Consider the following 14254-nt stretch of genomic DNA (forward strand, 5'->3'; position numbering starts at 1 on the left):
CACCGCCCGTGCGGCGGTGGTCCGGTCACCGCTTCAGGACGAACTCCCGCTCGTTCTCCACCCCGTCCGCCGCGAACGACACGGTCAGCCCGCTCGGCACGAACCCGGCCTTGCGGTACGCCGCCTGCGCCCGTGCGTTGTCCATGTGGACGAACAGCCGTACCCGCTCGGCGTCCTGCTGCCACGCCCACTCCACACCGGCGTCGAACAGGGCCTCGATCAGCCCCTTCCCGCGGTGCTCGGGCCGCACGAACACGCCGACCGCATGCGCCTGCCGCAGCTCGACGGGCCGCCCGCTCCAGTCCTGCGAACCGGCCTCCTCCATGAGGATCGTGACCGTGCCGGCCCAGGTGCCGTCCGGGGCCTCGGCGATGAACTGCTGTGCGCTGGTGGACCCTTCACCGGAGCCGACGGCCCGCTCCTGGTAGAAGGAGTCGGGCCGGTCCACGGCGACCTCGTAGGTCTCCAGGAAGGCGATGGGGGCGGCCGGGTCCCGCAGCGCGTCCAGGCGCAACTGCCGTACGGTGGCCCACTCTTCGGGGCGTATGGCGCGGACGACGTAGTCGTCACCGGTCGGGGTGCTCATGGCGTCACCGTAGTCGCGCCCGCCCCGGCGCTCACCCGAAATACGGGAACCCCGGTTGTCAGTCATGTCCTACTGTGAGCGCATGACCACACTTGCCGACCGGCCCCGCACCGCGCTGCTCGTCATCGATGTCCAGAACGGCGTGGTGGAAGGCACCCACAACCGTGACGAAGTCATCGCCAACATCAACACCCTGCTCGACAAGGCGCGTTCGGAGGACGTACCGGTGATCTGGGTGCAGCACAACGACGACGACCTGGAGCGGGACAGCGAGAGCTGGGCGTACGTACCGGAGCTGACCCTCCACGACACCGAACCGCTCGTCCACAAGAACTACCGGGACTCCTTCGAGGACACCGACCTGGAGTCCGTCCTGGCCGAGCACGGGGTGGGCCGGCTGATCGTCGCGGGCGCCCAGACCGACTTCTGTGTCCGCTCGACCCTCCACGGCGCGCTCGCCCGCGGCTACGACGCGACGCTGGTCGCCGACGCCCACACCACCCAGGACCTGACCAAGTACGGCGCTCCCACCCCCGAGCAGGTGATCGCCCACACCAACCTCTACTGGCGCGGGCAGAGCGCCCCCGGCCGCCGAGCCGGCACCGTGAAGACGGCCGCCGTGACCTTCTGAGACACCCGTGTCCTAGACTCCGGCCGTGGACAACAGCTTCCGATGCAGCCAGTGTGGAACCGTGGGTCTGGAACCCGGCTTCGTCAACGACACCGGGCAGGGCTCCCGCGGTTTCACACGCTGGATCCAAGGTGCTCTCGAACGCGGCCCCTTCGGGGGCGCCAAGCTCATGGGGAGACCGGCTTGGCGGATAGACGCCTTCCGCTGCCCCAACTGCGCACACCTCGAACTCTTCGCCGGCCAACGTGCGTGAAAGGCCGAAGAACCCGGGTCCCGGGACCCGGGTAAAGCATTCCGGTCCTGGAACGCAGAAAACCCCCGCATCTTTCGATGCGGGGGTTTTCTCAAAAATTGTTCGGCGGCGTCCTACTCTCCCACAGGGTCCCCCCTGCAGTACCATCGGCGCTATGAGGCTTAGCTTCCGGGTTCGGAATGTAACCGGGCGTTTCCCTCATGCTATGACCACCGAAACACTATGAAACTGTTGAACTGCCGCACCGCCTTTTACAGCGGGGCTGTTCGTGGTTTCAGAACCAACACAGTGAACGCGAGCAACTGAGGACAAGCCCTCGGCCTATTAGTACCAGTCACCTCCACCCGTTACCGGGCTTCCAGATCTGGCCTATCAACCCAGTCGTCTACTGGGAGCCTTACCCTCTCAAGGAGGTGGGAATACTCATCTCGAAGCAGGCTTCCCGCTTAGATGCTTTCAGCGGTTATCCCTCCCGAACGTAGCCAACCAGCCATGCCCTTGGCAGGACAACTGGCACACCAGAGGTTCGTCCGTCCCGGTCCTCTCGTACTAGGGACAGCCCTTCTCAATATTCCTACGCGCACAGCGGATAGGGACCGAACTGTCTCACGACGTTCTAAACCCAGCTCGCGTACCGCTTTAATGGGCGAACAGCCCAACCCTTGGGACCGACTCCAGCCCCAGGATGCGACGAGCCGACATCGAGGTGCCAAACCATCCCGTCGATATGGACTCTTGGGGAAGATCAGCCTGTTATCCCCGGGGTACCTTTTATCCGTTGAGCGACGGCGCTTCCACAAGCCACCGCCGGATCACTAGTCCCGACTTTCGTCCCTGCTCGACCCGTCGGTCTCACAGTCAAGCTCCCTTGTGCACTTACACTCAACACCTGATTACCAACCAGGCTGAGGGAACCTTTGGGCGCCTCCGTTACTCTTTAGGAGGCAACCGCCCCAGTTAAACTACCCATCAGACACTGTCCCTGATCCGGATCACGGACCTAGGTTAGACATCCAGCACGACCAGACTGGTATTTCAACGACGACTCCACACACACTGGCGTGCATGCTTCAAAGTCTCCCAGCTATCCTACACAAGCCGAACCGAACACCAATATCAAACTGTAGTAAAGGTCCCGGGGTCTTTCCGTCCTGCTGCGCGAAACGAGCATCTTTACTCGTAGTGCAATTTCACCGGGCCTATGGTTGAGACAGTCGAGAAGTCGTTACGCCATTCGTGCAGGTCGGAACTTACCCGACAAGGAATTTCGCTACCTTAGGATGGTTATAGTTACCACCGCCGTTTACTGGCGCTTAAGTTCTCAGCTTCGCACGCCCGAAAGCGCACTAACCGGTCCCCTTAACGTTCCAGCACCGGGCAGGCGTCAGTCCGTATACATCGCCTTACGGCTTCGCACGGACCTGTGTTTTTAGTAAACAGTCGCTTCTCGCTGGTCTCTGCGGCCACCCCCAGCTCATGGAGTAAATCCAATCACCGGTGATGGCCCCCCTTCTCCCGAAGTTACGGGGGCATTTTGCCGAGTTCCTTAACCATAGTTCACCCGAACGCCTCGGTATTCTCTACCTGACTACCTGAGTCGGTTTAGGGTACGGGCCGCCATGAAACTCGCTAGAGGCTTTTCTCGACAGCATAGGATCATCCACTTCGCCACAATCGGCTCGGCATCAGGTCTCAGACTATGTGTGCGACGGATTTACCTATCGCACGTCCTACACCCTTACCCCGGGACTACCATCGCCCGGGATGGACTACCTTCCTGCGTCACCCCATCACTCACCTACTGCAGATCTGGTTCAGCGGCTCCACCACTTTCCTTTCCCCGAAGGGTCCGGAACGGCTTCACGGCCTTAGCATCGTCTGGTTCGATGTTTGACGCTTCACAGCGGGTACCGGAATATCAACCGGTTATCCATCGACTACGCCTGTCGGCCTCGCCTTAGGTCCCGACTTACCCTGGGCAGATCAGCTTGACCCAGGAACCCTTAGTCAATCGGCGCAAACGTTTCTCACGTTTGTATCGCTACTCATGCCTGCATTCTCACTCGTGAACCGTCCACAACTCGCTTCCGCGGCTGCTTCACCCGGCACACGACGCTCCCCTACCCATCACAGCACCCGTTGGGGCTATACGCTGCAATGACACGACTTCGGCGGTACGCTTGAGCCCCGCTACATTGTCGGCGCGGAATCACTAGACCAGTGAGCTATTACGCACTCTTTCAAGGGTGGCTGCTTCTAAGCCAACCTCCTGGTTGTCTCTGCGACTCCACATCCTTTCCCACTTAGCGTACGCTTAGGGGCCTTAGTCGATGCTCTGGGCTGTTTCCCTCTCGACCATGGAGCTTATCCCCCACAGTCTCACTGCCGTGCTCTCACTTACCGGCATTCGGAGTTTGGCTAAGGTCAGTAACCCGGTAGGGCCCATCGCCTATCCAGTGCTCTACCTCCGGCAAGAAACACACGACGCTGCACCTAAATGCATTTCGGGGAGAACCAGCTATCACGGAGTTTGATTGGCCTTTCACCCCTAACCACAGGTCATCCCCCAGGTTTTCAACCCTGGTGGGTTCGGTCCTCCACGAAGTCTTACCTCCGCTTCAACCTGCCCATGGCTAGATCACTCCGCTTCGGGTCTTGAGCGTGCTACTGAATCGCCCTATTCGGACTCGCTTTCGCTACGGCTTCCCCACACGGGTTAACCTCGCAACACACCGCAAACTCGCAGGCTCATTCTTCAAAAGGCACGCAGTCACGAGATGCAGCAAGCTGCATCCGACGCTCCCACGGCTTGTAGGCACACGGTTTCAGGTACTATTTCACTCCGCTCCCGCGGTACTTTTCACCATTCCCTCACGGTACTATCCGCTATCGGTCACCAGGGAATATTTAGGCTTAGCGGGTGGTCCCGCCAGATTCACACGGGATTTCTCGGGCCCCGTGCTACTTGGGTGTCTCTCAAACGAGCCGCTAATGTTTCGACTACGGGGGTCTTACCCTCTACGCCGGACCTTTCGCATGTCCTTCGTCTACATCAACGGTTTCTGACTCGTCCTACGGCCGGCAGACCGTAGAAGAGAGATCCCACAACCCCGCATGCGCAACCCCTGCCGGGTATCACACGCATACGGTTTGGCCTCATCCGGTTTCGCTCGCCACTACTCCCGGAATCACGGTTGTTTTCTCTTCCTGAGGGTACTGAGATGTTTCACTTCCCCTCGTTCCCTCCACACTGCCTATGTGTTCAGCAGTGGGTGACAGCCCATGACGACTGCCGGGTTTCCCCATTCGGAAACCCCCGGATCAAAGCCTGGTTGACGGCTCCCCGGGGACTATCGTGGCCTCCCACGTCCTTCATCGGTTCCTGGTGCCAAGGCATCCACCGTGCGCCCTTAAAAACTTGGCCACAGATGCTCGCGTTCACTGTGCAGTTCTCAAACAACGACCAGCCACCCATCACCCCACCAAGAAACTCGGTGAGTGCACTGGGGCCGGCACTGAAGGCAGCCTTTCGGCCGTACCTTCAGATACCCAACAGCGTGCCCGACCAGACTCCCGTCCGGAGATCATGCGTTCCACGCTCCTAAGAGCAGTACTAGCAGCCTCCGACCCGAGGTACCGGCCGAATAATCAACGTTCCACCCATGAGCAACCAGCATCGAACATTCGCCGATGTACTGGCCTCTGACCAACCGAAGCTGGTAAGAAATGCTCCTTAGAAAGGAGGTGATCCAGCCGCACCTTCCGGTACGGCTACCTTGTTACGACTTCGTCCCAATCGCCAGTCCCACCTTCGACAGCTCCCTCCCACAAGGGGTTGGGCCACCGGCTTCGGGTGTTACCGACTTTCGTGACGTGACGGGCGGTGTGTACAAGGCCCGGGAACGTATTCACCGCAGCAATGCTGATCTGCGATTACTAGCAACTCCGACTTCATGGGGTCGAGTTGCAGACCCCAATCCGAACTGAGACAGGCTTTTTGAGATTCGCTCCACCTCACGGTTTCGCAGCTCATTGTACCTGCCATTGTAGCACGTGTGCAGCCCAAGACATAAGGGGCATGATGACTTGACGTCGTCCCCACCTTCCTCCGAGTTGACCCCGGCAGTCTCCTGTGAGTCCCCATCACCCCGAAGGGCATGCTGGCAACACAGAACAAGGGTTGCGCTCGTTGCGGGACTTAACCCAACATCTCACGACACGAGCTGACGACAGCCATGCACCACCTGTATACCGACCACAAGGGGGGCACCATCTCTGATGCTTTCCGGTATATGTCAAGCCTTGGTAAGGTTCTTCGCGTTGCGTCGAATTAAGCCACATGCTCCGCTGCTTGTGCGGGCCCCCGTCAATTCCTTTGAGTTTTAGCCTTGCGGCCGTACTCCCCAGGCGGGGAACTTAATGCGTTAGCTGCGGCACCGACGACGTGGAATGTCGCCAACACCTAGTTCCCACCGTTTACGGCGTGGACTACCAGGGTATCTAATCCTGTTCGCTCCCCACGCTTTCGCTCCTCAGCGTCAGTAATGGCCCAGAGATCCGCCTTCGCCACCGGTGTTCCTCCTGATATCTGCGCATTTCACCGCTACACCAGGAATTCCGATCTCCCCTACCACACTCTAGCTAGCCCGTATCGACTGCAGACTCGGGGTTAAGCCCCGAGCTTTCACAATCGACGTGACAAGCCGCCTACGAGCTCTTTACGCCCAATAATTCCGGACAACGCTTGCGCCCTACGTATTACCGCGGCTGCTGGCACGTAGTTAGCCGGCGCTTCTTCTGCAGGTACCGTCACTTTCGCTTCTTCCCTGCTGAAAGAGGTTTACAACCCGAAGGCCGTCATCCCTCACGCGGCGTCGCTGCATCAGGCTTTCGCCCATTGTGCAATATTCCCCACTGCTGCCTCCCGTAGGAGTCTGGGCCGTGTCTCAGTCCCAGTGTGGCCGGTCGCCCTCTCAGGCCGGCTACCCGTCGTCGCCTTGGTGAGCCATTACCTCACCAACAAGCTGATAGGCCGCGGGCTCATCCTTCACCGCCGGAGCTTTTAACCACAGACCATGAGATCCGTAGTGTTATCCGGTATTAGACCCCGTTTCCAGGGCTTGTCCCAGAGTGAAGGGCAGATTGCCCACGTGTTACTCACCCGTTCGCCACTAATCCCCACCGAAGTGGTTCATCGTTCGACTTGCATGTGTTAAGCACGCCGCCAGCGTTCGTCCTGAGCCAGGATCAAACTCTCCGTGAATGTTTTCCCGTAATCGGGATGAACACCACGAGAGCGGAACAGTCAGGCGGAATAGGCCCGACCGTTCACAGCGTCCTCGCTGTGTTTGTTTCAAAGGAACCTCGTCCCGATCGTGATGACCGGAGACGGGGTATCAACTAATCTGGCGTTGATTTTTGGCACGCTGTTGAGTTCTCAAGGAACGGACGCTTCCTTTGTACTCACCCTCTCGGGCTTTCCTCCGGGCGCTTCCCTTCGGTCTTGCGTTTCCGACTCTATCAGATCGTTTTCCGATCCGATTTCCTCGGTGCTTTCCAGGCTCTCGCTCTCGCGTTTCCCTTTCCGGCGGTTCCGACTCTATCAGATCCTTTCGGCGTCTGATTCCCAGTCAGCGGGAGTTGCCTTCCCGGCCCGTGGGCCGTTCCGACGTCTCAAACTCTAGCGGATCTTTCCGGCGACTCCCAATCGGGACGCCGAATCCCTATTCGAATTGAATTCGAGCAAGCCGAAATCAACCCGGAGGGGTGATCGTGCTGGTGGTTGAGGTGCCGCTCGAGGCGGCGGGATGGTGCCGAGGAACCGTTACGGCTCCGTGGCAACTCGAAGAACTCTACGGATCTGACAGGGGGGTGTCAAGCATCCCTGTCAAGATCTTTTCTGGGGCCCGCGTCGGGTCCGGTCAGGCCGCGGACCGCGTCAGTCCAGGTCGGTGAGCCGGCCGCCGGCGTCGGGCTGTGCGTGCTCCACGCGGCGCAGGAGCCGGGTGAGGACCTCGCCGAGCGCCGCGCGCTCCGCCGGAGTGAGGTCCTGGAGCAGGTCCTCCTCGAACACGGTCGCGAGGCGCATCGCCTCCAGCCACTTCTCGCGGCCCTCGGGAGTCAGCTCGACGATGACCCGGACGCGGTTGGACTCGTCGCGCTCACGGGTGACCAGTCCCTCGGAGACCATGCGGTCGATCCGGTGGGTCATGGCGGCCGGCGTGAGGCCGAGCCGTTTGGCCAGGTCGCCGGGGCCCATGCGATAGGGGGCTCCGGAGAGCACCAGCGCCTTGAGGACCTCCCACTCGGCGTTGCTGATGCCGAGGGCGGCGGTCTGCCGGCCGTAGGCGACGTTCATCCGGCGGTTCAGCCGGGACAGCGCCGACACGATCTTCTCGACCTGGGGATCGAGGTCTCGGAACTCGCGCTGGTAGGCGGCGATCTGTTCTTCGAGTGTCGGCTCGGTGACGCCGGGTGTGTCGGCCATGGCCGCAGTATGGCACGGAGCCTCTTTGCTTTGAAGTCCTTCGCTATGTAGTCTTTAGGTCTGAATTTTAGCTTCGAAGTCTTCACTCCTAACTAGTGAGAGAGGTGAACGTGACCAGGGCGAAGGGCGCAGCCATGCGCCGGATCCACGCGGGTAACGCACTCAGTTCGTTCGGGCTCGGCTTCACGGTCCCCTACCTGTACGTCTACGTGGCGCAGGTGCGGGACCTGGGGTCCATGACGGCGGGACTCGTGCTCGCCGTCTTCGCCGCGGCCGCGCTGATCGTGCTGCCGTTCGCCGGCCGGGCGATCGTGCGGCGCGGCCCGCTGCCGGTCCTGCTCGCCGCCCTGGTCACCGCCTCGCTGGGCGCCCTGAGCCTGGGCCTCGCCGGGAGCGCGGGGACCGTACTGCTGTCGGCGGGCGCACTGGGGGCCGGTCAGGCCGTGATGCAGCCGGCGCTGGCGACGATGATCGTCGACTGTTCGACGACGGAGACGCGGTCGCGGGCGTTCGCCATGCAGTTCTTCCTGCAGAACCTGGGACTCGGTGTCGGCGGACTCATCGGCGGCCACCTCGTCGACACGTCCCGGGTGTCCTCCTTCACCCTGCTCTTCATGATCCAGGCGGCGGTGTTCCTGCTGCTGATCGTGATGATGGCGACGGTGCGGATGCCCGCGGCGCCGCGGTTCACGGACACCCCGACGGGGTCGTCGAAGGGCGGCTGGAAGCAGCTGCTGGGGAACCGGGCCATGGTGCAGCTGTGTGTCCTGGGCTTCGTGCTCTTCTTCGCCTGTTACGGACAGTTCGAGTCGGGCCTGAGCGCGTACGGCATCGAGGCGGCGGGAATCTCCGCCTCCACGCTCGGTACCGCGCTGGCCGCGAACACGCTGATGATCGTCGTCGCGCAGTTCGCCGTACTGAAGTTCGTGGAGCGCAGGCGCCGCACCCGCGTGATCGCCGCTGTCGGGCTCATCTGGACCGTCGCATGGTTCGCGGCCGGGTTCGCCGGGCTCGGACACGGCAGCCAGGAGATGGCCACGGCCGCGTTCGTGTCGACGTACGCGCTGTTCGGGCTGGGCGAGGCGATGCTGTCGCCGACGGTCGCGCCGCTGGTCGCGGACCTCGCGCCCGAGGGGGTGGCCGGGCAGTACAACTCGGCGTTCGCACTGGTCAAGCAGTTGGCCATGGCTGTCGGACCGGCGATCGGCGGGCCCCTGGGGGCGTCGCTGCACGCGCCGTACATCCTGACCTTCCTGCTGTTCTCGCTGGCGATCAGTGTGCTGGCGCTGCGGCTGGGACGGCGGCTCACCGTCGCGCAGGATCAGCCGTGGGCTGTCGCGCAGAGCCGAGTGGTGGCCCGGGGCGGCGTCGCGGAGCCGGTTGCGGCGGAGGCCTGAAGCCTCGTCGAGGGAGCGGGCTACCGCGCGGCCGGTCCCCGCTCACCCGCGGCTGACGAGCGACCCGGCGCCCCCGGGCCGTGTCCCCTTCAGTTCTTCAGCCCTTCAGCAGCACGAACCTTTGGCGGCACGAGTCAGCCCTTCGGCAGTACGAACTCGCACCACACCGCCTTGCCGCCGCCCGGTGTCCTTCTCGCTCCCCAGCTGGTGGCGATGGTCGCCACGATCGCGATCCCCCGCCCCGACTCGTCGGCGGGATCGGCCCGGCGCCGGCGCGGCAGGTGGTCGTCGCCGTCCGTGACCTCGATGATCAGGCGGCGATCGGTGCGGCGGAGCCGGAGCCGCATGGGCGGGGTGCCGTGCTGGAGGGAGTTGGCGACCAGTTCGCTGGTGGCCAGGACGCCGAGGTCGTGCAGTTCGGCGGGGAAACGCCAGCTGGTCAGGACGCCGGAGGCGAACGCGCGAGCGCGCGGAGCCGCTTCCACACCGCCGAGGAGTTCCAGCGCCGCGTTGCGGAACAGTTCGGCCTCGGGACCCGTACGGGCGGGGTGCTGGAGGACGAGGACGGCCACGTCGTCGTCGTGGTCGGCGGTGACGCCGGCCGAGCGGACCAGACGGTCACAGACGACCTGCGGGCTGCCGGTGGCACCGGCCAGGGCCCGCTCCAGGGAGGCGATTCCCTCGTCCAGGTCCTCGTCGCGCCGCTCGACCAGGCCGTCCGTGTAGAGGACGGCCGTGGAACCGGGGCTCAGCCCGATCGAGCCGGACGTGTGGATCCAGCCGCCGGTGCCCAGCGGCGGGCCGGTCGGTTCGTCGGTGCGCGTCACGATGCCGTTCTCGTCGCGGACGAGGATCGGCAGATGGCCCGCGGTGGCGTACACCAGGCGGGCCTCGTTGGGGTCGTGGACGGCGTACACGCAGGTGGCGATCTGGTTGGCGTCGATCTCGGTGGCGAGGCCGTCGAGGAGCTGGAGCACCTCGTGGGGCGGGAGGTCGAGGCGGGCGTAGGCGCGCACGGCGGTGCGCAGCTGGCCCATGACGGCGGCGGCGCGGACGCCTCGGCCCATGACGTCGCCGATGACGAGGGCCGTACGGCCGCCGCCGAGGGTGATGACGTCGTACCAGTCGCCGCCGACGGCCGCCTCGGTGCCGCCGGGCTGGTAGGTCGCGGCGATGCGCAGGTCGTCGGGCTGTTCCAGTTCCTGCGGAAGCAGGGAGCGCTGGAGGGTGACGGCCGTCTCGCGCTGGCGGCGCTCGCTGGCGCGCAGGCGTTCGGCGGCCTCCGCGTGGTCGGTGACGTCGGTGGCGAAGACGAGCACGCCCCCGTCGCGGTCGCCGTCCTCGGCCACCGGGGTGCAGGTGAAGGTGTAGGAGCGGCCGTCGACGGCCTTGCGGGACTTCAGGGTGCGGGGCTTGCCGCTGCGCAGCACCTGGTCGAGGAGGGGGAGGAGCCCGAGTTCGGCGAGTTCGGGCAGGCCCTCGCGGGCGGGCGCGTCCGGGAGCCGTACGCCGAAGGCCGCCGTGTAGGCGTCGTTGACGTAGGCGATGCGGTGGTCGGGGCCGTGGACGAGGGCGACGAGGGCCGGGACGCGGTCGAGGACGTCGCGCGCGGGCAGTTCGTCGACGGCGGGCACGGAGGGTGTTCCGTCGGCCTGCCGTTCGGCGCGGGCCGCGGGCACGGAGCCTTCCCCCCGCCGGTCCGGGGAGGCCGCCTGCTCGGTCCGCGCTGCCGCGCGGCGCTGCGTTCCGGGGAGCCGGGCGCTCCAGCGGGTGAAGTTCACAGTGGGGAAAGCCTCGTGGGTGCTGAGGGCGGGCGGGTGCCCGTCCGAGGACGTGGGGCAGTCTGGCAGGTGGCCGTCCGCGGCGACATCCGTCAGACGCCGGGGCGGGCCGTGGAGTTCCTCGGTCCGGTCAGGACGACCCCTTCGGGTTGTCCGAGGGGCTGTGAGGAGGTTTTCCACCGGCCGCGAGTTCGAACTCCGCTCGGGGGTGTTCGAGTGAACCGAGCGAGACGATCTCCCGTTTGAAGAGCCCCGCGAGGGTCCACTCGGCGAGGACGCGGGCCTTTCGGTTGAAGGTGGGCACCCTGCTGAGGTGGTAGAGGCGGTGCATGAACCAGGCAGGGTAGCCCGTAAGCCTGCGTCCGTAGACCTGGGCCACGCCCTTGTGCAGGCCGAGTGAGGCGACGGCGCCGGCGTACCGGTGCGCGTACGTCTCCAGGGGTTCGCCGCGCAGCGCGTGGACGATGTTGTCGCCGAGGACTCTGGCCTGGCGTACCGCGTGCTGGGCGTTGGGCGCGGTCGTGGTGCCGGGTTCGGGGGCGGTGACGTCGGGGACGGCGGCCGCGTCACCCGCGCCCCACGCGTGCTCGACGCCGTCGACGCTCAGCTCGGCGGTGCACCTCAGCCGGCCGCGTCCGGTGAGCGGCAGGTCGGTGGCGGCGAGCAGCGGGTGGGCTTTGACGCCGGCCGTCCACACGACCGTACGGGTCGGGAAGCGCTGGCCGTCGCTGAGGACGGCGACGCGGTCGGCGCAGGAGTCCAGGCGGGTGCCGAGCAGGACCTGGATGTTGCGGCGGCGCAGCTGGGTGACGGTGTAGCGGCCCAGTTCCGCGCCGACCTCGGGGAGGATGCGGTCGGCGGCCTCCACGAGGATCCATTTCATGTCCTCGGGGCGGACGTTGTGGTAGTAGCGCGCGGCGTAGCGGGCCATGTCCTCCAGTTCGGCGAGCGCCTCGACCCCGGCGTAGCCGCCGCCGACGAAGACGAAGGTGAGGGCGGCGTCGCGGACGGCGGGGTCGCGGGTGGAGGAGGCGATGTCCATCTGCTCGATGACGTGGTTGCGCAGGCCGATGGCCTCCTGGACGGTCTTGAAGCCGATGCCGTGCTCGGCGAGGCCGGGGACGGGGAGCGTGCGGGAGACCGAGCCGGGGGCCAGGACGAGTTCGTCGTAGCCGAGGAGTTCGGCCGTGCTGCCCTCCTCGGCGGTGGCGAGGGTGGTGACGGCGGCGGTGCGTACCGCGTGGTCGATGGAGGTGACCTCCCCGATGAGGACGCGGCACCGGTGCAGCACGCGGCGCAGCGGTACGACGACATGCCCGGGGGAGAGCGAACCGGCGGCCGCTTCGGGCAGGAACGGCTGGTACGTCATGTAGGGGTCGGGGGTGACGACGACGATCTCGACGTCGCCCCGCCTCAGCTCCGGCCCCAGCTTCCGCTGGAGGCGCAGGGCCGTGTACATCCCGACGTAGCCGCCGCCGACAACCAGAATGCGCGCACGTTCCTTCACCGTCCCATGACGCACCCGTCGCTGTTGTTTGTCCACAGCCTCGGCAATTTGTGTGACCGGCGGGCGGGTGTGCGTGGAGGCGGAGCCGGGGCCGACGGTGGTCAGGTCGGGTGGAATGCGGGCAGGTCAGCCGGGGCGGGCGGGTACGGGCGAAGGGGTGGGATCCGGACATAAATGGCCCGTACTCCGATCGGGGGGCGCACTGTGCGGAACCTGCCCCTTCTGAATTGAGTCCCGCTCAACTATGTTCGTGTGTCGACGGGGTGTAGGGAATGTGGTCGAACCGGTCCGCGACGGGCGGTCCCGGTCGTGGCCCGGCGCCACTTCCGCGCACTCCTGATTCAGTGACGGGGAGTCTCCGGGGGGAGACGTCATTTCCGGGGGAACACATGCATGTTCAGGACACTCACTGGTCATCGGCAGCGGCCGTCGCACACGGTGGCGCGGCGGTGAGCGCGGCGGTCGGTGGCGGACGCCCGGACGGGGCGCGTACGACGCCGCTGCGCGTGGACGCACAGCGGAATCTGGAGCACGTGCTGCGCGCGGCGCGTGAGGTGTTCGGCGAGCTGGGGTACGGCGCGCCGATGGAGGACGTGGCCCGGCGGGCGCGCGTCGGGGTCGGCACCGTGTACCGGCGCTTCCCGAGCAAGGACGTGCTGGTGCGGCGGATCGCCGAGGAGGAGACGGCGCGGCTGACCGAGCAGGCGCGGACCGCGCTCGGGCAGGAGGACGAGCCGTGGTCGGCGCTGTCCCGGTTCCTGCGGACGTCCGTAGCGTCGGGCGCGGGGCGGCTGCTGCCGCCCCAGGTGCTGCGGGTGGGGGTCGCGGAGGAAGGTTCCTCCGGTTCCGCCGGGCCTGCCGGTACGGCCGAGGAGGCGCGGGTGCCTCAGCAGCGGTCGCAGGCGCAGGCCGGGGTGGGCCCCGGTGAACTCCGCCTGGTGGCCGAGGAACGGTCGGTTCTGATCGGGGTCGCCGACGACCCCGGGGTGGCCGCGCTGCTCGACGTGGTGGGACAGCTGGTGGAACGGGCGCGGGCCGCGGGCCAGTTGCGGACCGACGTGTCCGTGGCCGACGTGCTGCTCGTGATCGCCACGGCGGCTCCCTCCCTGCCGGACGCGGCACAGCAGGCCGCGGCGTCCGCGCGGCTGCTGGACATTCTGCTGGAGGGGCTCCGGTCCCGGGGGGCGTAACGGGTCGGTGCGGTTTCGGTCGTGGCTTCGGCTTCGGCTTCGGTCGTGGACCGGCTTCGGCTTCGGTCGCGGATCGGATTCGGCTTCGGTCGTGGCTCCGCGTTCGCCTTCGCCTTCGCCGCGGTTCGTTCTGCTCGCCGCGCCGTCGGCACCCCGCGCGCCTTCGAAGGGGCGGCCGTCACCGGCCGTTGCGGGCGGTGCCGACGGTGGCCGCGGCAGGGGTCGAGGTCGCTCGTTCGGGGGTTTTCCGGAGGGGCGGGGTGGGTGTTGCGGGAGTTCTGGGCAGGTCTTGTTCGGGCGGTGTTCGGGGGCGGTGGGGCTTGGTATGCCCGGATGAGTGACGGGGCCTGAGAGGGGGACATGGGCGAAGTGCGATGTGGCACCCTGAGCCGGTAACGGATTGGGCTGGGCCGGTGTCGGGG

8 protein-coding genes and 3 rRNA genes are annotated in these 14254 nt (G+C 65.5%); 4 read left to right on the top strand and 7 right to left on the bottom strand.

All coding sequences use genetic code 11. The annotated features are described in order from the left end of the window. Positions 1–25: 25 nt before the first annotated feature. Positions 26–586, bottom strand: coding sequence for a GNAT family N-acetyltransferase (locus tag OIB37_RS17925; RefSeq protein ID WP_330458620.1), 561 nt, complete (start codon positions 584–586; stop codon positions 26–28). An 82-nt stretch (positions 587–668) separates the two neighbouring features. Here OIB37_RS17925 and OIB37_RS17930 point away from each other — a divergent pair, with 82 nt between their 5' ends. Both OIB37_RS17930 and OIB37_RS17935 read left to right on the top strand, forming a co-directional pair. Continuing rightward, on the top strand, positions 669–1217 hold the full coding sequence (locus OIB37_RS17930; RefSeq protein WP_330458621.1) for a cysteine hydrolase family protein: 549 nt from the start codon (positions 669–671) through the stop codon (positions 1215–1217). A 61-nt stretch (positions 1218–1278) separates the two neighbouring features. Then, positions 1279–1470: a hypothetical protein gene (locus OIB37_RS17935; RefSeq protein WP_330458622.1), complete on the top strand. Its 192-nt coding sequence runs from the start codon at positions 1279–1281 to the stop codon at positions 1468–1470. Between the two features lie 100 nt (positions 1471–1570). Here OIB37_RS17935 and rrf read toward each other — a convergent pair. The 4 genes from rrf to OIB37_RS17955 form a co-directional block, all read right to left on the bottom strand. Continuing rightward, positions 1571–1687 (bottom strand): 5S ribosomal RNA (gene rrf / locus OIB37_RS17940). Between the two features lie 87 nt (positions 1688–1774). Then, positions 1775–4894: ribosomal RNA gene (locus tag OIB37_RS17945) — 23S ribosomal RNA — on the bottom strand. A gap of 313 nt (positions 4895–5207) precedes the next feature. After that, a 16S ribosomal RNA gene (locus OIB37_RS17950) occupies positions 5208–6733 on the bottom strand. The 16S, 23S and 5S rRNA genes sit together here, the layout of an rRNA operon. A 675-nt stretch (positions 6734–7408) precedes the next feature. Next, positions 7409–7957 carry a MarR family winged helix-turn-helix transcriptional regulator gene (locus tag OIB37_RS17955; protein ID WP_330458623.1) on the bottom strand — a complete coding sequence of 183 codons (549 nt, stop codon included), beginning with the start codon at positions 7955–7957 and terminating at the stop codon, positions 7409–7411. A 134-nt stretch (positions 7958–8091) separates the two neighbouring features. Between OIB37_RS17955 and OIB37_RS17960 the strand changes: the two genes are divergently transcribed. Further along, positions 8092–9354, top strand: coding sequence for an MFS transporter (locus OIB37_RS17960; RefSeq protein WP_330461881.1), 1263 nt, complete (start codon positions 8092–8094; stop codon positions 9352–9354). A 134-nt stretch (positions 9355–9488) separates the two neighbouring features. Here OIB37_RS17960 and OIB37_RS17965 read toward each other — a convergent pair whose 3' ends face one another. Both OIB37_RS17965 and OIB37_RS17970 read right to left on the bottom strand, forming a co-directional pair. Further along, on the bottom strand, positions 9489–11135 hold the full coding sequence (locus OIB37_RS17965; RefSeq protein ID WP_330458624.1) for an ATP-binding SpoIIE family protein phosphatase: 1647 nt from the start codon (positions 11133–11135) through the stop codon (positions 9489–9491). A 130-nt stretch (positions 11136–11265) separates the two neighbouring features. Next, on the bottom strand, positions 11266–12642 hold the full coding sequence (locus tag OIB37_RS17970) for an NAD(P)/FAD-dependent oxidoreductase (protein WP_330458625.1): 1377 nt from the start codon (positions 12640–12642) through the stop codon (positions 11266–11268). A gap of 389 nt (positions 12643–13031) precedes the next feature. Here OIB37_RS17970 and OIB37_RS17975 point away from each other — a divergent pair, with 389 nt between their 5' ends. Continuing rightward, a complete protein-coding gene (locus OIB37_RS17975; RefSeq protein WP_330458626.1) occupies positions 13032–13832 on the top strand; it encodes a TetR/AcrR family transcriptional regulator in 801 nt (266 codons plus the stop codon). Positions 13833–14254 lie beyond the last annotated feature (422 nt).

This window comes from Streptomyces sp. NBC_00820, assembly GCF_036347055.1.
Lineage (GTDB): Bacteria > Actinomycetota > Actinomycetes > Streptomycetales > Streptomycetaceae > Streptomyces.

What these genes read in the sequence shown, in the direction of transcription:
- OIB37_RS17925 (WP_330458620.1), bottom strand. Translation starts at nt 586, where the DNA reads ATGAGCACCCCGACCGGTGACGACTACGTCGTCCGCGCCATACGCCCC.
- OIB37_RS17930 (WP_330458621.1), top strand. Translation starts at nt 669, where the DNA reads ATGACCACACTTGCCGACCGGCCCCGCACCGCGCTGCTCGTCATCGAT.
- OIB37_RS17955 (WP_330458623.1), bottom strand. Translation starts at nt 7,957, where the DNA reads ATGGCCGACACACCCGGCGTCACCGAGCCGACACTCGAAGAACAGATC.
- OIB37_RS17960 (WP_330461881.1), top strand. Translation starts at nt 8,092, where the DNA reads ATGCGCCGGATCCACGCGGGTAACGCACTCAGTTCGTTCGGGCTCGGC.
- OIB37_RS17975 (WP_330458626.1), top strand. Translation starts at nt 13,032, where the DNA reads ATGCATGTTCAGGACACTCACTGGTCATCGGCAGCGGCCGTCGCACAC.